The organism is Collinsella sp. UBA1693 (assembly GCF_002320115.1).
Lineage (GTDB): Bacteria > Actinomycetota > Coriobacteriia > Coriobacteriales > Coriobacteriaceae > Collinsella > Collinsella tanakaei.
This window is the reverse complement of sequence record NZ_DCJT01000005.1, coordinates 113826-136372: the sequence shown is the minus strand read 5'-3', so window position 1 is coordinate 136372 and position 22547 is coordinate 113826. Positions and strand designations below refer to the sequence as shown.

Genomic DNA, 22547 nt, shown 5'->3' with positions numbered 1-22547 from the left:
CAGCCTCACCAGCTGGTTCAAGGCCGCGCTGGACGAGTAGGGGGCGCAGCGCCCGTCGGCCGTCCACCCGTGAGTACCTGAATGCGACCTTAAGACGATCGGCCGCGTAGGTTGCAACTTTTACGGGGCGGCGCGCACGGGTGAATGGCGTGAGCAACTTCGGGCTATACTTTGATAGAAACCGTGCGGGGGCGCTTCGTCGTCCCCGTTTCTATGTAAGGGGGCTTCAATGTCCGAGCGCTCAGAAATCACCGCCGCCGAGCTTGCCGACCGCGTTCCCGACGTGGTAATCATCACCGGTATGTCCGGCTCCGGGCGCACGCAGGCCATGCATGTGTTTGAAGACATGGGCTACTTCTGCATCGATAACCTGCCGCCGCGCCTCATTATGCAGATCGCCGAGGTGGTGGGCATTAACGCGGGTATTGGCAGGCACCTTGCCGTAACGTGCGACCTTCGAAGCCAGGGGCTCTTCGACGAGCTTCTCGATGTTATCCGCAGTCTGGGCGAGCATGAGATCAGCTGCAAGGTTGTGTTTTTGGAGGCCTCGGACGAGGTGCTTATCCGCCGTTATAGCGAGAACCGCCGCCCGCACCCCCTGGCGCTTCCGGGCGAGACCACGGCGGACGCAATCATTCGCGAGCGCGTTCAGCTTCGCTTCATTCGCGACCACGCTGACATGATTATCGATACAAGCCGCTTGAGGACGTCCGCCCTGCGCACCAAGCTTCGGTTCGCGTTTTCCGAACTGTCCGACCAGCAGCTTATGGAGGTACACGTCTTCTCCTTTGGCTTTAAGCACGGCCTGCCCGCAGAGGCGGACCTTATGATCGACGTCCGCTTTTTGCCAAACCCCTTCTATGACCCGGAGATGCGCACGCTTACGGGGCTTGATAAAAAGGTGTCTGATTTTGTATTGGATCATCCTAAGACCCAGCAGTTCCTCACGGCGTGGTTCCAGCTGCTCGATGCCGTTATGCCCGGCTACGTGGCGGAGGGCAAGCCGCAGCTCTCCATCGCGATTGGGTGCACCGGCGGGCAGCATCGCAGCGTCGCCATCGCAGAGGCCACCTCTCGCTACCTCGAGAAGCAGCAGTACCATGTAAACATATCCCATCGCGACCTCGCAAAAGCGAATATCAGGAGCTAGCGCCTTATGGAACACAGGATTCGCGCGGTGTCCATAGGCGGGGGGACCGGTCAGCCCAGGGCTATCGCGGCCCTGCGCCATATGGGGGCGTCGATTGATTCGGTGGTCGCTATGGCAGATGACGGCGGTTCGACGGGCGTTCTTCGCGAACGTGCGGGCATCCTGCCTCCCGGCGATGTGAGGAAATGCCTCTCCGCGCTGGCGGGCGATCCCGAGTGCGCTTTTGCGCGCGCTTTCGCGCACCGCTTTCCCTACATAGATGATCACGCTCTGGGCAACTTGGTGCTTACGGCGCTGGCAGAGGAGATGGACTCGTTTTCCCAGGCCATTCGCGTATGCGAGGAGTTGTTGCGATGCGTGGGCCATGTGCATCCCTCGACGCTCGACCCGGTAACCATGTCCGGGGTTACGGTTGCCGGCCAGCAGATACATGGGCAGGCGCGCATCTCATATGGCGGCAACGCCATGCGTCGCGTATGGCTTGACCAGCAGGATCCCGCGGCGAACCCGCAGGCGGTCGAGGCCATCCTCGCAGCCGACCTGGTGGTCTTGGGCCCGGGCTCGCTGTTCACCTCGATCGTGCCCAATCTGCAGGTGCCGGGTATCGCCCGCGCGCTTGCGGGCACTCATGCCGTTCGAGTGTTCGTGTGCCCTAAAATCGATTCATTGGGCGAGACCCAGGGGATGAGCGTGGCGGACCACGTGGATCAGCTGCTATCGCTGGCGTCCCCGCCCCTGCTCGATGCGGTTTTGGTCCACCATGCGGATGCCCCGGAGTTTGTTTTCCCGTATGCCCCCGGCCCTGCGTACCGTACGAGCGCGTTGGCGGGCGATGTGGTGACCGCACGCGATATCGATTCGGCCAAGCGCGCGCCTTTTGGCCCCATTCAGGCCGGCGAGCGGGAGATCTCCCGTATCGAGCAAAGCGTTCCGGTGGTTCTCGTCCGAGATTTCACGGGTAGCGAATCCCCTGCGGTTCATGATGTGCAGGCTCTGGCGAGCGCGCTTGAGGAGGTACTTGATCAATGTCGTTCAGCGCGGAGGTGAGAGACGAGCTTGCCCGCTGCGAGCCCAAGTGCGAATACTGCGACCTGGCAACGCTCGCCGCACTGGTGCGTGTTTGCGGCACCCTGAGCTTTGCCGGCCCGGGGCGATATCGGCTGCAGATAGCCACGGAGACGGGTGCCGTCGCTCGCACCATGATCGGCCTTACCCATAAGATCTTGAAGCTCAAGACCGAGTTCACCGTGCGCAAGTCCGTGCTTCACAAGGTGAGAAACTACCTTATCGCGTTACCCGACCAGCCGGATCTTGGCAAGGCGCTGGTGCTTTTGGGAATCCTCGACCGCCATGGTGCGCTGGTGCGCGGCGTTCCTCATCACGTGGTGGCACGCGATTGCTGCCGACTGGCCTATATCCGCGGCGCGCTTATCGCCGGCGGCTTTGTGGCGGACCCCAAGGGCGATTTTCACCTAGAGATCGCCGTGCAGGGCGAGGAGTTTGCGCGCGGTCTTGCCGGGCTGATAGGGGAGTTGGGCATAAACGCGCGCGTGAATCCGCGGCGCGCCTCGTTCGCGGTGTACATAAAGAGCGCGGACGATATCAAGAAGCTGCTCACGCTTGCGGGGGCGACCCGTTGCGTGGCGGAGATTGAGGAGGCGCGAGCGGTAAAGTCCGTTAAGAACGAGGTGAACCGCCGCGTTAACGCGGAACTGGCCAATCAGACCAGGAGCGCCGGTGCAGCCCAGCGCCAGATGGAGCTAATTGGAGAATTGGAGCATTTAGGGTTACGAGAAGGTCTTCCGCAGGCGCTCGAGGACTTCTGTCTTTTGCGCGAGGCGAATCCGGATTTGTCTTTGAGGGACCTGGGCCAGCTGGCCGATCCGCCCCTGTCAAAATCGGCCCTGTACCACCGTGTTTTGCGATTGGAGAAGATGGTCGAGGGCGCCCGTGGACGTTGAGACCTTTAGCAAGAATACTAATATGAAACGCTTCAAAATACTTCTACCAGCACTTTTTGAAGCGATTTTAATCGTTGCGTGGTATCAAATCTTTCTATTCCCGCGATATTCAGGGAAGAAAAAAGGTATATTTGGTGAGTGGTTAGTTTGTGGGCCCAAGCGGCAGGCAAAGGGATCCTGCCGGGCCTAACGAAAGGAGACACAATGGCAGTAAAGGTTGCTATTAACGGCTTTGGTCGCATCGGCCGTCTGGCTTTCCGTCAGATGTTCGGTCACGAGGGCTCCGAGATCGTCGCCATCAACGACCTCACCTCTCCCGACATGCTCGCGTACCTGCTGAAGTATGACTCCACGCAGGGCAACTACTCTCGCGATCACAAGGTCGAGGCTACCGAGGACTCCATCATCGTCGACGGCAAGGAGATCAAGATCTACGCCGAGGCCGACGCTAACAACCTGCCCTGGGGCGACCTCGACGTCGACGTCGTTCTCGAGTGCACCGGTTTCTACACCTCCAAGGCTAAGGCTCAGGCTCACATCAACGCCGGCGCCAAGAAGGTCGTCATCTCCGCTCCCGCTGGCAACGACCTGCCCACCATCGTTTACAACGTCAACCATGAGTCGCTGACCGCTGAGGACAACATCATCTCCGCGGCTTCCTGCACCACCAACTGCCTCGCTCCGATGGCTAAGGGTCTGAATGACTTCGCCCCCATCGTTGCCGGCATCATGACCACCATTCACGCCTGGACCGGCGACCAGATGCCGCTCGACGGCCCGCAGCGCAAGGGCAACAAGCGTCGCGGCCGCGCCTGCGCCGTCAACATCGTCCCCAACTCCACCGGTGCCGCTAAGGCCATCGGCCTGGTTCTCCCCGAGCTCAACGGCAAGCTGATCGGCGCCGCCCAGCGCGTTCCTACGCCCACCGGCTCCCTCACCAACCTCTACGCCGTCGTTGACAAGGTCGTCACCGTCGACGAGGTCAACGCTGCTATGAAGGCTTACGCTGAGACCATCTCCGAGACCTTCGCTTACAACGAGGACGACATCGTCTCCACCGACATCATCGGCGAGACCCACGGCTCCATCTTCGACGCCACCCAGACCATGTGCAACGATCTGGGCAACGGCCAGACCCTGGTTCAGGTTGTTTCTTGGTACGACAACGAGAACTCCTACACCTCCCAGATGGTCCGCACCATCAAGTACTTCGAGAAGTTCGTCGCCTAAGTTGCCGATGGCTTCCATTTTCGCTTGATAAGCGTCTAAGAGGGGCGCGGCCTCAAGGCTTCCAGCCCGGGGTCGCGCCCTTTTTATATCGTGGCCGCACGTATGTGCGACCGCATTCGATTTGAAAGGTAGATGCACATGGCTTTCACCAAGAAGACCGTTCGCGACATCGATGTCGACGGCAAGCGCGTCCTCGTCCGCGTTGACTTCAACGTGCCCATCAAGGACGGCGTCGTTGGCGATACCACCCGTATCAAGGCTGCTCTTCCCACTATCAACTACCTGGTCGAGCACAACGCCCGCGTTATCCTCATGAGCCACCTCGGCCGTCCCGACGGCACCGGCTTCCAGGCCGAGTTCTCCCTCGAGCCCGTCGCCGCCAAGCTTGCCGAGCTCTCCGGCCTGGACGTCTCCTTCGTCGCCGACACCTATGGCGAGAAGGCCGCTGAGGCAGTTGCCGCCGTCGAGCCCGGCAAGGTCCTGGTTCTCGAGAACGTCCGCTTCGACAAGCGCGAGAAGAAGAACGACCCCGAGATCGCCAAGACCCTCGCCTCCTATGGCGACGTCTTCGTCCTCGATGCCTTCGGCACCGCTCACCGCGCCCAGGGTTCCGTCGTGGGTCCCGCCGCTTACCTGCCCGCCGTCGCCGGCTTCCTGCTTGAGAAGGAGGTCGACACCCTCACCGGTATCTTCGCCGAGCCCGAGCGTCCCTTCGTCGCTATCGTCGGTGGCTCCAAGGTCTCCTCTAAGATCGGTGTCCTGGATCACCTCATCGACTCTGCCGACACCCTGATCATCGGTGGCGGTATGGCTTACACCTTCTTCCTGGCCCAGGGCCTTTCCGTGGGCAACTCCCTGAAGGAAGAGGATTGGGTCGAGCGCGCCGGCGAGATGCTCAAGAAGGCAGAGGAGAAGGGCGTCAAGATCCTGCTCCCCGTCGACAACCGCGTTGCCGACCACTTTGGCGAGGACGCTGTTCCCGAGGTTGTCTCTTCCGACTCTATCCCGGATGACCGCGAGGGCATGGACATCGGCCCCAAGACCGAGGAGCTCTACGCAGAGGCCATCAAGGGTGCCAAGACCGTCTTCTGGAACGGCCCCATGGGCGTCTTCGAGTTCGATAACTTCGCTCACGGCACCGAGGCTGTTTGCCGTGCCGTCGCCGACGCCGATTGCACCTCCATCATCGGCGGTGGCGATTCCGTCGCAGCAGTTAACAAGTTCAACCTGGCCGACAAGATGAGCTGGATTTCCACCGGCGGTGGCGCTTCCATGGAGCTCGTCGAGGGTAAGGCCCTTCCCGGAGTGGAGGCACTCAATGACGCAGAATAACCGCACCCTGCTCATCGCAGGCAACTGGAAGATGAACAACGACGTTCAGGCTGCAGCCACCCTGGCTGACGAGCTGGTCGCCGCTCTTGACGGCGTCGACAATGGCGTCGAGGTCCTTGTCTGCCCGCCCACCATCGACCTCACCACGGTCGCTGCCAAGCTCGATGGCTCCGCTATCAAGCTGGGCGCCCAGAACGTCTACTGGGAGGCCGCCGGCGCCTACACCGGAGAGTCCTCCTGCGACATGCTGAAGTCCGCTGGCTGCACCTACTGCATCATCGGCCACTCCGAGCGTCGCGACTACTTCCATGAGACCGATGAGGACCAGAACAAGAAGGCCAAGGCCCTGGTCGCCGCCGGCCTGGTTCCGGTCTTCTGCTGCGGCGAGCCCCTCGAGGTCCGCGAGGCGGGCACCTACGTCGAGCACGTCGTCGCTCAGGTCAAGGCTGGTCTGGAGGGTCTCGAGATCACTGACCCGGCTCAGCTCGTGGTCGCTTACGAGCCCATCTGGGCTATCGGCACCGGCATGACCGCCACTGCCGATGATGCCCAGGAGGTCTGCGCCGCCGTCCGCGAGGCACTGGCCGATCTGTTCGGCGCCGAGCTCGCTTCCGGCATCCGCGTCCTTTACGGCGGCTCCGCCAAGCCCGGCAACATCGCCGAGCTCACCGCCAAGCCCGATGTGGACGGCGCTCTTGTCGGCGGCGCTTCCCTCAAGGCCGCTGATTTCTCCCAGATGGTTGTGAAGTCTGCGGAGTAGTACCTGTTTGGTATTCGGGCCGTGGCGTTCACGCGCTGCGGCCCACTCTTTTGAAAAGAGGAAAATTAGATATGGCTAACCATCATCTTCCTGCGCTGCTCGTCATTATGGACGGCTTCGGTCTGGCGCCCCAGGGCGCGGATAACGCCGTCGCCGCTGCGAGCACCCCGTTCATCGACTCGCTGTACGAGAAGTATCCCCACACCACGCTGGGTGCTTCCGGCGAGGACGTCGGCCTTCCCGACGGCCAGATGGGCAACTCCGAGGTGGGCCACCTCAACATCGGTGCCGGCCGCATCGTGTTTCAGGAGCTCTCCCGCATCAACAACGCCATCAAGGACGGCTCCATCAAGACCAACGAGGTCTTCACCAAGACCATGGACGATGTCGCCGCTTCCGGTAAGACCCTGCACCTCATGGGTCTCATGAGCCCCGGTGGCGTCCACTCCATGGAGTCTCACTGCGAGGCCCTGGTTTCCATGGCAGCCGAGCGCGGCGTCAAGACCGTTCGCGTCCACTGCTTCATGGACGGCCGCGACGTTGATCCCCAGTCCGGCGCCGGCTACGTCGCCGACCTTGTCGACTTCCTAGCCAAGGTTTCCGCCGAGACCGGCTGCGACGCCCGCGTCGCCACGGTCGAGGGTCGCTATTGGGCAATGGACCGCGATAACCGCTGGGAGCGCGTCCAACTCGCCTACGACGCCATCACCAAGGCGTCCGATGCCGAGTCCGATCCGGTTGAGGGCATCAAGGCCTTCTACGAGAAGGACCCGCGCGGTGACGAGTTCGTCGATCCGTTCGTTTGCCACAACGAGGGCGTCGCTGATGGCGATGCCGTCATCTTCTTCAACTTCCGTCCGGACCGCGCCCGCCAGATGACCCGCGCGTTCACGGAGGAGGGCTTCGACGGCTTCGACCGCGAGGTCGTTCCCGCACTGTCCCACTTTGTCACCATGACCGAGTATGACCCCTCCTTCAACGTCGAGGTCGCTTTCCCCAAGACGTTCCCCGAGAACGTTCTTGCTGACGTCATCGCTGCCAATGGCCTGAAGCAGCTGCACACCGCTGAGACCGAGAAGTACGCGCACGTCACCTTCTTCCTCAACGGCGGCATCGAGGAGCCCAAGGAGGGCGAGGAGCGCGTGCTCGTCGCTTCCCCCAAGGTCGCTACCTATGACCTCAAGCCCGAGATGAGCGCACCGGAGGTTACCGAGAAGCTGGTCGCTGCCATCAACGAGGACCGTGCTGACTTCTACATCGTCAACTTCGCCAACTGCGACATGGTGGGCCACACCGGCGTCTTCGATGCCGCAAAGGCTGCCGTCGAGGCCGTTGACAACGCGCTTTCCCAGGTCATCCCCGCCATCCAGGCCAAGGGCGGCTTCGCGCTCATCACTGCCGACCACGGCAACGCGGACCACATGTTCGACGAGGTTGATGGCGAGAAGAAGCCGTTTACCGCGCACACCACCAATCGCGTCCCCTTCATCATCGTAAGCGATTCCGCTAAGCTCACCGGTATCGAGGACGGTCGCCTGTCCGATATCGCTCCGACCATGCTCTCTATGGCCGGCCTTGAGCCCAGCGCCGAGATGACCGGTCGCGTCCTGGCTGTCGAGGAGTAGACGCGCCCCTCGACCTTCATTAAGCTTTTGGACGAGGATTCTTTGACATGAATCATATAGAGCTCGTTCCTCTCTACGCAAATAGGGGAGGACGAGCTCTTTTGACTTTGCCGAAAACGTGCAAATTCCCTTGGTTTCACCGAACGGTCGCATGCTGTGATACCATGATGGGCTGTCAGTAATCCACTCAAAGGAGTCAACGTGGGTCCGTTCCAGATTCTTCTCTTCGCCGTTTGGGCGCTTTCCGCGATCGCGCTGATCGCTCTCGTTTTGATGCATTCCGGTAAGGGCACCGGCGTTTCCGACATGATCGCCAGCTCCCTATACAACTCCAGTGCTGCTACCGGCGTTATGGAGCAGAATCTCGATAAACTTACGGTTACTGTCGCCGTTGTGTTCTCCGTCTGCGTTGTTCTCGCCATGTTCTTCTTCCCCCAGGGCATCGTCGGCCTGTAAGGCGCTTGTTTGCAATAGGGGAGAGCTCTCTTATTTAGAGAGCTGACTTTTTCTAAACCCGTCTCAGTTTCGAGGCGGGTTTTCTTATATGTGTGGTCGTACGGCATGTCTCGTGGTTTTCGCGATAATCATCTTACGCGCGAGGACTAATTGTTGTTACAAAATGCTTGCGGATTCTGCCTTGACAATCAGGGATTTACTGTCAAGTAGAAATCTGTTAACGGATAATTGTGCATGAATATCTAATTCAACATATACAATATGCACTAAAAACAATAATGGAATATACTCGAATATATTCAAACTAAAGAAAACTATATGCAATGTATACAGTTGATTAACGGTTGTTCATCAACTTTTCTACAAAACTCGTCCACTAAACGGCTACAATAATGTGCCGTGGAGTGCGCAAAGGTATGACCAGCCGCTGCACGCTCCAATATCCGCAAGAAGGGATTAGAGTCGGATAAAAGGAGGTTGGAGAGTTGGTAGGAATTGTTATCGCTAGCCATGGCGAGCTCGCACCCGGTATCAAGCAGGCGGGCAGCATGGTGTTCGGTGACCAGCCCAACGTCGGCGCCGTGTCGCTGATGCCAAGCATGGGTCCCGACGATATCCGTGCCAAGATCGAAGAATGCATTTCTTCGTTCGACGACCAGGATCAGGTATTGATTCTGGCCGATCTCTGGGGTGGTACCCCGTTCAACCAGGCAAGCGCCGTGCTCGATGGCCATGAGGATTCTTGGGCCATCGTAACCGGTCTCAATCTGCCTATGTTGATCGAGGCGTATGCATCCCGTATGTCATGTGAGTCCGCGCAGGAAGTTGCCGTCGCGGTTCTCAAGACTGCCCGCGAGGGCGTTCGTATCAAACCCGAGGAGCTCGAGCCCGCAGAGGAGAAGCCCGCTGCAGCCGCTGTCGCTCCCAAGGGTGCGATCCCCGAGGGCACTGTTCTTGGTGATGGTCACATCAAGTACGTGCTCTGCCGCATCGACACGCGTTTGCTCCATGGTCAGGTTGCAACCACGTGGACCAAGATGACCGGTCCCGACCGTATCATCGTGGTCTCCGATGCCGTCGCGCATGATGATTTGCGCAAATCCATGATCGAGCAGGCTGCTCCTCCGGGAGTCAAGGCTCACGTCGTGCCCATCGACAAGATGATCGCCGTTGCAAAGGATCCGCGCTTTGGCGCTACCAAGGCGATGCTCCTGTTCGAGAACCCGCAGGATCTCCTGCGTGCCATCGAGGGCGGAGTTGACATCAAGAAGGTCAACCTGGGCTCCATGGCCCACTCCGTCGGCAAGGTCGTTGTCTCCAACGCCGTCGCTATGGGCAAGGAAGACGTCGAGACCATCGAGACTCTTATCGCTAAGGGCATCGAGTTCGACGTCCGCAAGGTTCCGGCAGATTCGCCGGAGTCTATCGACGCCATGCTGAAGAAGGCTAAGGCCGAACTTGCCTAAAAGGAGGTAGAAATGTCGATTATCACGATTGCACTTATCGTCCTCGTCGCCTTCCTTGCAGGCATGGAGGGCGTTCTGGACGAGTTCCAGTTCCATCAGCCCCTGGTGGCGTGCACGCTCATTGGTTTGGTGAGCGGTCATTTGGCCGAGGGCATCATGCTCGGTGGCTCCCTGCAGATGATTGCCCTTGGTTGGGCTAACGTCGGCGCCGCCGTCGCTCCGGATGCCGCCCTGGCTTCCGTCGCTTCCGCGATCATCATGGTGCTCGCGCTGGACGGCGGTACCGCGAACGCGACCGACGCGATCAACGCCTCGATCGCCCTGGCCGTGCCGCTGTCCGTCGCCGGCCTGTTCCTTACCATGATCTGCCGTACCATCGCAATTCCTATAGTTCACGCTATGGACGCGGCGGCGGAGAAGGGTAACTTCGCAGCTATCGACGGCCTGCAGATCGCCGCTATCGCCCTTCAGGGCGTCCGTATCGCCATCCCGGCGCTCGCGCTGTGCTTCGTTCCCGCTCAGGTCGTTACCGACGTCCTGAACATGATGCCCGCATGGCTCTCCGGCGGCATGGCCGTCGGCGGTGGCATGATCGCCGCCGTTGGTTACGCCATGGTCATCAACATGATGGCGACCAAGGAGGTCTGGCCGTTCTTCGCGCTGGGCTTCTGCCTCGCCGCCATCAGCCAGCTCACGCTGATCGCCCTCGGCGTCATCGGTATCTCCCTCGCCCTTATCTACCTTGGCCTCAAGGACCTTGCCAAGAACGGTAACGGCGGCGGCTCCGGTGACCCGCTCGGCGACATCTTGAACGATTACGAGTAGGAAAGGGGGACAACGATAATGGCAGAGAAGGTTACTCTCTCTAAGAAAGACCGTATGGCCGTTGCCTGGCGTCACCAATTCCTGCAGGGCTCTTGGAACTACGAGCGTATGCAGAACGGCGGCTGGTGCTATTCCATGGTCCCGGCTATCAAGAAGCTGTACTCCAATAAGGAGGACCAGGTTGCCGCGCTTAAGCGCCACATGGAGTTCTACAACACCCATCCGTACGTCTCCGCTCCGGTTATCGGCGTTACCCTGGCCCTCGAAGAGGACCGCGCTAACGGAGCCAAGGTGGAGGACGCCGCGATCCAGGGCGTTAAGGTCGGTATGATGGGCCCGCTGGCCGGCGTCGGCGACCCCGTCTTCTGGTTCACCCTTCGCCCCATTCTCGGTGCTCTGGGCGCTTCGCTGGCGCTCGGCGGCTCCATCCTGGGTCCGCTGCTGTTCTTCTTCGGCTGGAACATCATCCGCATGCTGTTCCTCTGGTACACCCAGGAGTTCGGCTACAAGGTCGGTACTTCCATCACCAAGGACCTCTCCGGCGGCTTGATGGGTAAGATCACCGAGGGCGCTTCCATCCTCGGCATGTTCATCATCGGATCGCTGGTCCAGCGCTGGGTTTCCATTTCCTTCACCCCGGTTGTTTCCAAGGTCACCCAGCCTACCGGTGCCTACATCGACTGGGCTAACCTGCCCGCCGGCACCGATGGTATCCGCGAGGCCCTTACGCAGTACTCCTCGCTTGGCGCCACCGGCCTTGACGTCATCAAGACCACCACGCTCCAGGCCAACCTCGACTCCCTCATCCCGGGTCTCGCCGCTGTCTGCCTGACGCTTCTGTGCTGCCAGCTGCTTAAGAAGAAGGTTTCCCCCATCGTCATCATTCTGTGCCTGTTCGCCGTCGGTATCGGTGGACGCCTGCTTGGCATCATGTAAGTCGTTGTTCGACGTGCATGTACGGCTTTTTTGGACGATGAATCCGGTAGCAGCCTGATTCTCGCATTCGCGCCCCGTGTATTCGACTTTGCGTCGCGTGCACGGGGCGTACTGTATTCACTGGTACCTATGTGGTACGGTAAAGTAGTTTCTGCAAATTCTAATGAGGGGAGTGGGGATGGCTCAGTCGCAAAACAGCGTCGTGGACCTTACGATTCCCGCAACGTCCTACCATGGTCTTGCCACCTACGGCAACGTCATGATCGGCAACAAGGCCTTTGAGTTCTATAACGAGAAGAACCCCGAGGATTTCATTCAGATACCGTGGGAGCAGATCGACCACGTAGCGGGCTCCGTCATGTTTGGTGGCAAGTGGATCGCGCGCTTTGCGATCATGACCAAGAACGACGGGGACTTCTCGTTCTCTACCAAGGACAACAAGAAGACCCTGCGCGCCATGCGCGCTTATATTCCAGAGGACCATCTGGTGCGGTCGCTGAGCTTTTTCGATGTGGTCAAGCGTGGGTTTTTAAGCTTGTTCAAACGGTAGGTAAAGCGCTTGTAAACGCATATTGTTTCTAAATGGTTTCATCCATCTGGGCATGTCACCGTTCGCCGAACTTGAACTTGACTTTTTTGAGTTTGGTGAGCGGTGTCATGAGTTTGCAGGTAGAAATAGTGCGATTCGCTAAGAAGTATCAATATGCACAATCGCACTTTTGCCAAATAAAGAAAATCCTTGCGGTTACACAAAAAGAGACGTTAATTATGCATTAAATGCGCTAAGGTAGTACAACATCACAGCCTGTTACCCAAGTGTGGGCAATGGGCTGGACGATGATACGGTGCGCGGTTTTGCTGCGGTCGAGTGCGCTCGAAATCACCGTGCATCGGAAGGTTTCATCTTAAAGGAGGATGGCATGACTGAAATGAAGAACCAGCCCGTAGTCGGTCGTCGCGCGTTCGTCGGCGGCACCCTCGCTGCGAGCTCTCTGGCGTTCCTCGCCGCATGCGGCAAGAAGGAGAACACCGCTTCCGGTAGCGGCAGCACCTCTACCGCTGCTGAGGGTGGCACCCTGAACTACTACATCAACAACCCGGTCTGCATCGATCCCTACAACGTCCAGGAGGACCAGGGCACCCAGGTCGAGTTCCAGCTCTTCGATTCCCTCATGAAGTTCGACTTCGAGGCCAACGAGCTCAAGCCGCTCGCCTGCGAGAGCTATGAGGCTTCCGATGACGCCAAGACCTTTACCTTCCACCTGATCGAGGGCGCCACCTTCCACAACGGCGACCCCGTTACCGCTGCTGACTTCAAGCGCGGTTGGACCCGTCTGGTCAGCCCCAAGAGCGCGGTTCAGGTAGAGTACGGTCCCTCCCAGATCGCTTACCACCTGTCCATGGTCAAGGGCTACTCCGAGCTCGCCGCTGGCGACGCCGACGATTTCGCCGGCGTTACCTGCCCCGACGACAACACGCTGGTTGTCGAGCTCACCGATGCCTACGCTGACTTCCCCTACGTCTGCTCTCACCCCGCTCTGGCTCCCGTTCCCGAGGCCGCTGAGTCCGACGCCAAGAACTTCTACCTCGCTCCTATCGGCAACGGCGCCTTCATGATGAAGCCGGACACCAAGTGGGAGGACGGCCAGTACATCGACCTCGTCCGTTTTGATGATTATCACGGCGACAAGGCCAAGATCGACGGCATTCACTTCGGCGTCCAGAAGGACATCGAGACCGCGTACAAGGAGTTCCAGGCTGGCAACTTCGACGTCGCCGACGTTCCCACCGCTCAGATCGATGCCGCCAAGAAGGAGTACGGCACGTCTGAGGACGGCTACACCATGAACGACAAGGGTCGTATGCTTCTTGGTGCCGAGCCCTCCACGTATTACCTGGTCTGCAACACCACCATCGAGCCCTTCAACAACGCCGACTTCCGTAAGGGCGTTTCTCTGGCCATCAACCGCGAGGCTATCTGCGAGTCCATCTTCAAGGGCACCCGTACCCCCGCCGACGGCATCGTTCCTCCGGGAATCGACGGTTACAAGGAGGGCGCATGGGAGTTCTCTGCCTATGACGTCGACAAGGCCAACGAGTACCTCGACAAGGTCGCTCCCATGAACGGTGATTCTCGCGGCATCTCCATGGTTCTGTCCTACAACCAGGATGGCGGCCACAAGGAGATCATGGAGTCCGTCATCGGCGACCTCGCCAAGGTTGGCATCGAGGTCACCTCTGATACCCCCGAGTGGTCTGCTCTTCTGTCCAAGTATGACAACATGGACTTCCAGATCGGTCGTCTGGGCTGGGTTGCCGACTACCCGATCATGGACAACTTCCTGTACCCGCTGTTCCACTCTGATTCCCTGGGTGGCGACAACAAGTCTGGTTACAGCAACGCCGAGGTTGACAAGATGATCATGGACGCCCGTGGCATCACCGACGACGCTGCTCGTATCGCCAAGATGCAGGAGGCCGACGCTCTCATCGGCGCCGACCTGCCCGTCATCCCGCTGATGTTCTACACCCACACTCTTGTCGGCTCCAGCCGCATCAAGAACCTCTACATCGATCCTCAGAAGAAGGCCTACCTTGGCCGCGCTGAGCTGTCCGCGTAGATAATGTCAATTAACGTACAGTAATTGCCTTTTAGGTTATACTAACTGTTCGCGAAAACGGGGTGCCGATGCTCGCGTCGGCATCCCGTTTCCTGATGGAGAGGAACCCCGACCGTCTCCATCTTCACATTTAGTCCCGACGACAGGGGAGAGATCGTATCTATGGGAAAGTACATCCTCAAGCGAGTGCTGCAATTCATCCCGGTGTTCTTTGGCGTAACGCTTATTCTGTTTGCGTTGCAGAACATTGTCCCGGGCGATCCGATCAAGCTTATAGGCGGCGGCGGTAAGGCCATGACTCCGGAAGCGGAGCTTAACCTGCGCATTCGCTATAATCTTGTTCAGGTCGATGAGAATGGCCACGCTATTCTCGACGAGAACGGCGATCCCGTTCCGGTCCCCATGCTGGACCGCTACGTCACCTACATCAGCGACCTGTTCCATGGTGATCTGGGTGAGTCCTACCAGCGCAAGATGGAGGTCACGGATATCTTAAGTTCCAAGTATCCGTATACCATCAAGCTTGCTATCTGCGCCATCGTTTTGGAAGCCATCATGGGCGTCGGCGCAGGAATCATCTCGGCAGTGAAGCGATACTCGTTCTGGGATATCCTCGTAACCCTCTCTACGTCGGTTTTGGTCGCAGTGCCGGCATTCTGGTTGGGCATGCTGCTCCAGCTGATTTTCGGCGTCTGGATCAAGGACTTGACCGGCGGCGCGTTCTCGCTGCCTATCTCCGGTGCCGGCGGTGCCGCATCCCAGTACCAGGATTGGGTCCACTATATCCTGCCTTCCATCACCCTGGCTTCCGTATCCACCGCCTATGCCGCGCGCATCATGCGCTCGCAGCTGTTGGATGTTATGAACCAGGACTACATCCGCACCGCTAAGGCCAAGGGCCTTTCAAATCGCGCCATCATCTGGAAGCACGCTCTTAAGAACGCCCTTATCCCGGTTGTCACCTATATTGGCGTCGACTTTGGCGCTATGCTCGCCGGCGCAATCCTCACGGAGACGGTCTTCAACTGGCCCGGTGTTGGCTATGAGATCTATCGCGCTATTACGCAGCGTGACTGGCCCATTGTTATGGGTGGCGTGACCGTGGTTGTCGTCGTGGTCATGGTTATCAATCTTCTGGTCGATATCAGCTACGCATTCCTTGATCCTCGCATTCGTTACGGTGCGCCCAAGGACAAGGCGTAGGGGAGGGTTAGCATGCAAGAACCGAGTCCTACTCAGCGCGCCGGCATGGCCGCAAAGGCGGAGACCAAGGGTCAGGTTAAGCCCGCCGCCAAGTCCCGCACGCTTTGGGGCGATGCCTTCAAGCGTCTTCGTAAAAACAAGCTCGCCGTCCTCGCGGTGATCTGGATCATTTTCGTCGCCCTGGTCGCTCTCACCGCGGACCTATGGGCGCAGGATTGGTTGGGTTCGCCCACCGCGTCCGACTCTACGCTCATGGCGACCACCTCGCTGCTGCCTCCTTCGGCTGAGCACCCGTTCGGCACCGATCCGCTGGGCCGCGACATCCTTGTCCGCGTTATCTACGGCGCGCGCGTCTCGCTGTCGGTCGGTATCATGGCCACCGCCATCTCTACGGCAATCGGTCTGATTCTTGGTGCGATCGCAGCGTTCTACGGCGGTATCTGGGACACCATCATCATGCGTCTCGCCGACGTGTTCCTGGCGTTCCCCTATATCCTGTTCGTCGTTGCCATGATCGCGGTTATCGGGCAGAGCCTTACCAACGTCTTTATCGCTATCGGTATCCTTGGCTGGCCGTCGATCGCCCGTGTGTTCCGCTCCGCGATCCTTACCGTCAAGGAGAACGACTACGTCGACGCCGCTCGCGCTATGGGCGCATCTGACGCTCGTATCATCGCGCGTCATATCTTCCCCAACTCCGTGGCTTCCATCGTCGTCTACGCGACCATGAACATCGGCGGCGCCATCCTTACCGAGTCCTCCCTGTCCTTCCTGGGCATGGGCGTTGTTCCGCCCACCCCGTCTTGGGGCTCCATGATTCAGGCCGGCCAGGCGTACCTTGAGACCGCTCCGTGGATGATGATCATGCCGGGTCTGGCGATTCTTTCCACCGTTCTCGCCTTCACCCTGCTTGGTGACGGCCTGCGCGATGCTCTCGACGTCAAGATGAAGGATGCGTAAGTTCATGAAGAAGAAGTCCAATAAGAACTACGTCGACCTTAAGACGCAGCCCATCCCCGAGGGTCAGCACCTGCTCGAGGTCGATAACCTCAAGATGTATTTCCATACCGAGGACGGCATCGTCCACGCGGTCGATGGCGTTTCCTACACGCTCGATCGCGGCGAGACCCTCGGCGTCGTCGGCGAGTCCGGTTCCGGCAAGTCCGTGACCGCCATGACCATCATGGGTCTTATCTCCATGCCTCCCGGCCATATCGAGGGCGGTCGCGTCATGTATCGCGGTCACTCGCTGCTCGATATGTCCGAGGAAGAGATGCAGCACATTCGCGGTAACGATATCGCAATGATTTTCCAGGACCCCATGACCTCCCTGAACCCGGTTTACAAGATCGGCAAGCAGGTGGGCGAGGGCCTTCGCCTGCATCGCGGCTACACCAAGGAGCAGGCTCTCAAGCGCGCTACCGAGCTTCTCGACCTGGTCGGTATTCCCGAGCCGGAGAAGCGCGTCAACGAGTATCCGCACCAGTTCTCCGGCGGCATGCGCCAGCGCGTCATGATCGCCATGGCCCTTGCATGCGATCCGGACATCCTCATCGCCGACGAGCCCACCACCGCCCTGGACGTTACCATCCAGGCGCAGATCATCGAGCTCATGCAGGAGATGCAGGAGAAGAACGGCAACGCTATCGTCATGATTACCCATGACCTGGGCGTTGTTGCGGACATCGCCGACAAGATCATGGTCATGTACGCCGGCCGCCCCGTCGAGTTCGGTTCCGCCGACGAGATCTTCTACGATAGCCGTCACCCTTACACTTGGGGCCTCATCCGCTCGATTCCGGAGCAGGCCGTGGACGAGAAGAAGCCGCTGACTCCCATCGACGGCAATCCTCCCTCGCTTATGAACCTTCCTAAGGGATGCCCGTTCGCACCGCGCTGCCCCTATGCCAAGGAGATCTGCCACGAGAAGCTGCCCGAGCATTACACCACTTCTACCGGACACTACTCCGCTTGCCACTTCGCCGGCGATGACGAGTTCGTTAAGAAGAACGCTCCGGACACGTCGCGTTCCCGCGGCAAGATCGCAACTGGCACCCCCGACGTTCTCGACCCTTCCGTGATTGGAGGTAGGGCATAAATGACCGAGAGGCAACCCCTGCTCAAAGTCGAGCATCTTAGCAAGGAATTCCCCGCTGGCTCCGGCGCCTTCGGCGGCCGTTTCTCCAAGCGCGTTGTTTCCGCCGTTAACGATGTTTCGTTTGAGATCTATCCCGGCGAAACTTTTGGTTTGGTAGGCGAGTCCGGCTGCGGCAAGTCCACCACCGGTCGAACCATCATGCGCCTGAGCGCCCCCACCGCGGGCAAGGTCTTCTTCGAGGGCCGCGACGTCTCCGCGATGAACAAGCATGAACTCAAGGACATGCGCCGCGAGATGCAGTTCATCTTCCAGGACCCTTACGCGTCGCTCAACCCGCGTATGACCATCGGCGAAATCGTCTCCGAGCCCATGACCATCCACGGCGTGGGCACCAAGGAAGAGCGCATCGAGCGCGTTCGCGAGCTGCTCGACGTCGTAGGCCTCAACCCGGAGCACATCAACCGCTATCCGCACGAGTTCTCCGGCGGTCAGCGTCAGCGCGTCGGTATCGCCCGCGCGTTCATTCTTCGTCCTAAGCTGATCATCTGCGATGAGCCCGTTTCCGCTCTGGACGTCTCCATTCAGGCTCAGGTTCTGAACCTGCTGAAAGAGCTTCAGGACAAATTTGGCACCGCGTATCTGTTCATCGCTCACGACCTGTCCGTTGTGCAGCACATCTCCGATCGCGTTGCAGTTATGTACCTGGGTAAGATGGTCGAGCTTTCTGACTGGAAGACGCTCTACACCGAGCCCCATCATCCGTACACGCAGTCTCTGCTGTCCGCTGTTCCCGTGCCTGATCCGGACATTCAGAAGACTCGCAAGCGCATCATCCTTGCCGGCGATCCTCCGTCGCCCATCGATCCTCCTTCGGGCTGCCGTTTCCACACGCGTTGCCCCATTGCTCAGGAGATCTGCAGCAAGGAGGCTCCGGAGTTCAAGCAGGTCGCTAACGGCCACTTCTGCTCCTGCCACTTTGCCAAGCCGTTCCCCATCAAGGAGTCGCACATCAACATCTAAGATATGCGGTTCGCTCAAGGGATTATGCACATCTAAGGGATGCCGGTTTATAACCGGTATCCCTTTTTTCTTAGGACGACAATCCGGATCAGGTGGGGGAGCGCGCTATTTTCTTCTTTTCTGTCGATACAGATTGCTTTCTACCTGCATAAACGTTGCTGCAAAAGATCAGGCAAACTTCGTCCAAACTTTTTTGAAAAAAGTGCTTGCACTCAATGCGGGGTTCGGGTTAATATACTCTTCGTTGCGAGGAGCAACACAAGGAAGTCGGAGTGGCGGAATTGGCAGACGCGCTAGCTTGAGGTGCTAGTGACCATTTCTCGGTCATGCGGGTTCAAGTCCCGCCTCCGACACCATCAAATCTTAAGAGGTCTCTTCGGAGGCCTTTTTTGTTATCTATCGACTCTTGTCAAGAGGGATGTGGTTCACGTGGAGGCCATCGCTCACGAGGAGTTCCCCAATCTCGCCCGCTTGGTGGAGATCACCAGCGACGCCGTTGTTGTTTGCCAACCTGATGGATGCGTTCTGCACGTTAACAAGCAGTTCTTATCGCTTGTGTCGGGCATGCGCGAAAACGTTATAGGCATCGACATCAAGGACATGCTGTTTAGCGACGCCTTTGAGCGCTCGGAGGACCATCGCCTGCCGTTTGGCGTCGACGGGTCTGAGAACACCTTGATGCTCAAGCTGTCTGATGGTTCGTTCATTCCGGTGAGCGTTCGCTCGCTGATGATGACTCCGCCCAAGTTCACCGGCCTTAGCCATCGTCCTCCTCGCGTGTTGGTCGTACTGCGTAACTTGGAGGAGCAATACGCCAAGGACCGGCGCGCCAAGCGTCTGCTCTCGGAGCTTCAGGCGGCAAATAAGCGCCTTTCCGGTACCTTGTCGGTCATCATGTCCACCGTGGGGTCAGAAGACCTCTCGGCGCTGCTCGACACCGTCTTGAACAAGCTTGCGGACACCTTGGACGCCGACGGCACCACTATCTACTTCTCAGAGAGCGGCGGCTTCAAGCTCCGCGGCGCCTCGAAAGGCCTTGCCGGGGAGTATCTTCCGGGTTTTATTCCCTATGGGGCGGGTATCGGCACCTATGTGACGCGCGAGGCACATGCTTGCAGGTTCTCTATCGCTCCCACCACGGAGCCCCGCGGGCCCTTTAGCGCCGTGTTCTACGATATCGATGCCCGTGTGAGCACGCCTATCCGAGTGCAGGACACCCCTCCGTTCAAGACCGTTATCGCCGCTCCCGTGTTTTTTGGCACGCAGGTGCTGGGCATCATTGAGCTTGGCTGGAAGCGCCACACAACGCCGCGCGTGAGCGAGGTGCGCGTGCTGGAGGTCATTTGCGACTATCTGTCCATAGAGCTGGTGGGCCTGGTTGGATCCATGCGTTCCCAGCGCGTGGCCGAGCTCACTCGCTCGCTTAACCAGATGCGCGACGCCATGTTCTCGCTCGAGGACCGGCCTCGCGAAAGTCGCGGGCAGATCGTATCCGAACTCAAGCGCATGCTTTCATGCCGCATATGCCCCGTGGTGTTCGACGCGACGCTGAAGAGCTACGTTATCGATTTTGAGGGCGGCAGCCGCGTGGCGCTACCCTGTTCTGTGGAAGATGCCTTCTTCTCGTCCAAAGCGCCCGCCTCGCGCCTTAGCGCGCCGGCGGATGTGCTTTCGCCCGGCGCCGGCGCAACGCAGCCGGATCTTAAGAACGCGCGCCTGGTGCGTGTTGACAGGACCACTAAGATGGGCGAGTGGCTTTATGCGCACGGTTTGCCCGGCCAGGGCGTGTTCATCGATATGGGGCGCGGAGCCGTGCTGGACGCGATGAGCCCCGAGCATTACATTGCCGATGGCGAGGGCTCGCCGCAGGCCGGTGGCGCAGCTACCGGCGACCCCTCGTCTGCCGCGCCCTCGTCCACCTCGCTGGCATCTGTTGAGCGGCCAGATGCTTCCGTCCGCATGTTCTTGCTGCTTCGCGATGGTACGCAGGAGCCCATCGATGACATGGAGTATGACTACCTGCTGCGTTTGGTCCACGACCTTGAGTTGATTGAGACCGGTGTGCGCAGCAAAAAGGAAGAGCAGCGCATCGCGCAGACGCTGCAGGCCGGCATGCGCAGCCAGCTTGGTCGCGTGCCGGGCATAACGTCAGACTCGCTGTACTCGTCCGCAACCAAGCAGGCGCTGGTGGGCGGCGACTTCTACACCTTGATCCGCCTTCCGGACGATCGCGCTGTCATGATCTTGGGCGATGTGTCCGGCAAGGGCGTGGAGGCCGCATCTATGTCCGCGTTGGTCAAGACGGCGTTGACCGCCTACGCATGGGAGGGCCGCAGCCCTGTTGGCCTGGCGCGCTCTCTCAACAGCATGCTCATGGGCTTCTCGCGAGTAGAGACTTTCGCGACCATGTTCATCGCCAAGATCGACCTACGTGCGGGTACGGCGGTTTACTGCTCTGCGGGGCACCCGCCAACAATGATCGCCCGCGTGCCCCATGAGGGGCGCAATATCGCGGCCGAGGTTGAGATGCTGAGCGTTCAGTCCGGTGTGGTGGGTGCGTTCGAGAACATGGTGTATGAGACCGGGTCGTTCACGTTTGAGAAGGGCGACATCATGTTTATGTACACGGATGGGGCTATTGAGGCTAGAAACGCCCAAGGTGATTTCTTTGGCGAGCAGCGCCTTCGCGACCTGTTGCTAACCCAGAGCCTGCAGGGTATCGAGGGCTTGTGCGACAACGTTCTTTTGTCTTTGGACGAGTTTACGGGATCAGTTTTGGACGATGACATCGCCATGGTGGCTCTGCGCTTCGACACGGGCCGTTCGGACGCGCTGTAGGGGAGCTTTGCCGTACACGGGTGTCGCGGCGTTGGGCCGGGGACGAGCGAGAGCTTTCTTAAGTAATGATTAAGACGCGATTAAAGCGGGAACCATACCAGCATGAATGAGTGGAATGACATAGCGGTACTGGTTCCCGTGCGCGATATCGATATCGCGTCGGTCCCCCTGCTGCGCGAGCAGGTCGATGGTCTTATCGACATGGGCATGCGGCGCATCATCATCAATTGTCAAAACGTTGCCTTTATCGACTCGACCGGGCTGGCGTTCTTGCTCGCATGCGCGCGCCGGCTGGCACGCGGCGAGGGCCTGTTATCGTTGGTCAACGCGTCGGCTAATGTGATTCGCTTTATCCAAATCGCCCGACTGATCGATGTGCTGCATGTTCGCCCCGCGCAAAAGACGGCATTGCCCGTTCTTTCAGCGGGGGTGCTGCCCAAATGGAACAAGACGATATCCGTCACCGGGGGAATCGAGTGCCTGGGCGCGTATCGCCATCGTGTATCAGAGCTGCTAGCCACCTTGCCCATGACAGCGGACGCTCGCTTTGACACGGCGCTGGCTGCCGGCGAGGCGCTTTCCAACGCTTTTGACCATGCCGGCGGCGTGGGGTGTTCCATGACGGTGCAGGCTTATCCCGATCGAGTTGTGATTGAGGTGCGCGACGGCGGTGCCGGCTTCGAGTTGTCCGCTGATCAAGAAATTGAGGCCAGCGAGGAGCGTGGACGCGGTATCAAGCTCATGCGCATGCTGGTCGATAGCGTAGACGTGTCTAGGCGTCGCGACGTTCCCGGTACCTGCGTGAGGCTTGTCAAGCTGATTGGTGCTGCCGCAGCTTAATGCCTGCGGGTGCGGTTGCCGATTGGCAGCTGTCATGAGATCGTGTATACGCGGAACTGCGGGCGCGAGGGAGTGCGCGTTTGCCCTGCGTCTTATTATTGCGTCTATAGGGGAGAGATGGTTGATATAAGAAAAAAGCCGATCTTGCGACCGGCTTTCTCAATGCAATGGAGCGGACAACGGGGC

19 protein-coding genes and 1 tRNA gene are annotated in these 22547 nt (G+C 59.2%); all 20 read left to right on the top strand.

Going from position 1 to position 22547, the window contains the following annotated elements; translation table 11 throughout:
* Window positions 1-229 precede the first annotated feature (229 nt).
* The 20 genes from rapZ to B3H65_RS02855 all read left to right on the top strand — a co-directional run bounded on the left by rapZ (window position 230) and on the right by B3H65_RS02855 (window position 22361).
* A complete protein-coding gene (rapZ, locus tag B3H65_RS02950; protein WP_286684071.1) occupies window positions 230-1150 on the top strand; it encodes an RNase adapter RapZ in 921 nt (306 codons plus the stop codon).
* Between the two features lie 6 nt (window positions 1151-1156).
* Window positions 1157-2197, top strand: coding sequence for a gluconeogenesis factor YvcK family protein (locus B3H65_RS02945; RefSeq protein ID WP_286684070.1), 1041 nt, complete (start codon window positions 1157-1159; stop codon window positions 2195-2197).
* Window positions 2176-3111, top strand: a complete 936-nt coding sequence (gene whiA, locus B3H65_RS02940) for a DNA-binding protein WhiA (protein WP_009140071.1) — start codon at window positions 2176-2178, stop codon at window positions 3109-3111. The genes B3H65_RS02945 and whiA overlap by 22 nt, the downstream gene beginning before the upstream one ends.
* A 204-nt stretch (window positions 3112-3315) precedes the next feature.
* A complete protein-coding gene (gene gap / locus B3H65_RS02935) occupies window positions 3316-4341 on the top strand; it encodes a type I glyceraldehyde-3-phosphate dehydrogenase (RefSeq protein ID WP_009140072.1) in 1026 nt (341 codons plus the stop codon).
* 138 nt (window positions 4342-4479) lie between these two features.
* Window positions 4480-5673 carry a phosphoglycerate kinase gene (locus B3H65_RS02930; protein WP_009140073.1) on the top strand — a complete coding sequence of 398 codons (1194 nt, stop codon included), beginning with the start codon at window positions 4480-4482 and terminating at the stop codon, window positions 5671-5673.
* A complete protein-coding gene (gene tpiA / locus B3H65_RS02925) occupies window positions 5660-6433 on the top strand; it encodes a triose-phosphate isomerase (RefSeq protein WP_286684069.1) in 774 nt (257 codons plus the stop codon). The genes B3H65_RS02930 and tpiA overlap by 14 nt, the downstream gene beginning before the upstream one ends.
* Before the next feature lie 71 nt (window positions 6434-6504).
* Window positions 6505-8058 (top strand): 2,3-bisphosphoglycerate-independent phosphoglycerate mutase, encoded by a 1554-nt coding sequence (gpmI, locus tag B3H65_RS02920; protein WP_117678978.1) that lies wholly within the window; start codon window positions 6505-6507, stop codon window positions 8056-8058.
* Window positions 8059-8259: 201 nt separating this feature from the next.
* A complete protein-coding gene (gene secG, locus B3H65_RS02915) occupies window positions 8260-8514 on the top strand; it encodes a preprotein translocase subunit SecG (RefSeq protein WP_286684068.1) in 255 nt (84 codons plus the stop codon).
* 485 nt (window positions 8515-8999) lie between these two features.
* On the top strand, window positions 9000-9980 hold the full coding sequence (locus B3H65_RS02910; protein ID WP_286684067.1) for a PTS sugar transporter subunit IIB: 981 nt from the start codon (window positions 9000-9002) through the stop codon (window positions 9978-9980).
* Window positions 9981-9992: 12 nt separating this feature from the next.
* Window positions 9993-10805, top strand: a complete 813-nt coding sequence (locus B3H65_RS02905; RefSeq protein WP_286684066.1) for a PTS mannose/fructose/sorbose transporter subunit IIC — start codon at window positions 9993-9995, stop codon at window positions 10803-10805.
* A gap of 18 nt (window positions 10806-10823) precedes the next feature.
* On the top strand, window positions 10824-11741 hold the full coding sequence (locus B3H65_RS02900) for a PTS system mannose/fructose/sorbose family transporter subunit IID (RefSeq protein WP_286684065.1): 918 nt from the start codon (window positions 10824-10826) through the stop codon (window positions 11739-11741).
* Between the two features lie 178 nt (window positions 11742-11919).
* The gene (locus B3H65_RS02895) at window positions 11920-12291 is read left to right on the top strand and encodes a DUF956 family protein (RefSeq protein WP_009140080.1); all 372 of its coding nucleotides are present in this window, start codon (window positions 11920-11922) and stop codon (window positions 12289-12291) included.
* 370 nt (window positions 12292-12661) lie between these two features.
* Window positions 12662-14362 (top strand): peptide ABC transporter substrate-binding protein, encoded by a 1701-nt coding sequence (locus B3H65_RS02890; protein ID WP_286684064.1) that lies wholly within the window; start codon window positions 12662-12664, stop codon window positions 14360-14362.
* Between the two features lie 162 nt (window positions 14363-14524).
* Entirely contained in the window at window positions 14525-15565 is a 1041-nt protein-coding gene (locus B3H65_RS02885) for an ABC transporter permease (protein ID WP_286684063.1), read from the top strand.
* A gap of 12 nt (window positions 15566-15577) precedes the next feature.
* Window positions 15578-16525: an ABC transporter permease gene (locus tag B3H65_RS02880; RefSeq protein WP_009140083.1), complete on the top strand. Its 948-nt coding sequence runs from the start codon at window positions 15578-15580 to the stop codon at window positions 16523-16525.
* Between the two features lie 4 nt (window positions 16526-16529).
* Complete coding sequence (locus B3H65_RS02875; RefSeq protein ID WP_009140084.1) at window positions 16530-17663, top strand: ABC transporter ATP-binding protein; 1134 nt, start codon at window positions 16530-16532, stop codon at window positions 17661-17663.
* Entirely contained in the window at window positions 17664-18683 is a 1020-nt protein-coding gene (locus B3H65_RS02870; protein WP_009140085.1) for an ABC transporter ATP-binding protein, read from the top strand.
* A gap of 266 nt (window positions 18684-18949) precedes the next feature.
* Window positions 18950-19039: transfer RNA gene (locus B3H65_RS02865), tRNA-Leu, on the top strand.
* 73 nt (window positions 19040-19112) lie between these two features.
* Complete coding sequence (locus tag B3H65_RS02860) at window positions 19113-21521, top strand: SpoIIE family protein phosphatase (RefSeq protein ID WP_286684062.1); 2409 nt, start codon at window positions 19113-19115, stop codon at window positions 21519-21521.
* A 102-nt stretch (window positions 21522-21623) separates the two neighbouring features.
* Complete coding sequence (locus B3H65_RS02855) at window positions 21624-22361, top strand: anti-sigma factor antagonist (protein ID WP_286684061.1); 738 nt, start codon at window positions 21624-21626, stop codon at window positions 22359-22361.
* Window positions 22362-22547 lie beyond the last annotated feature (186 nt).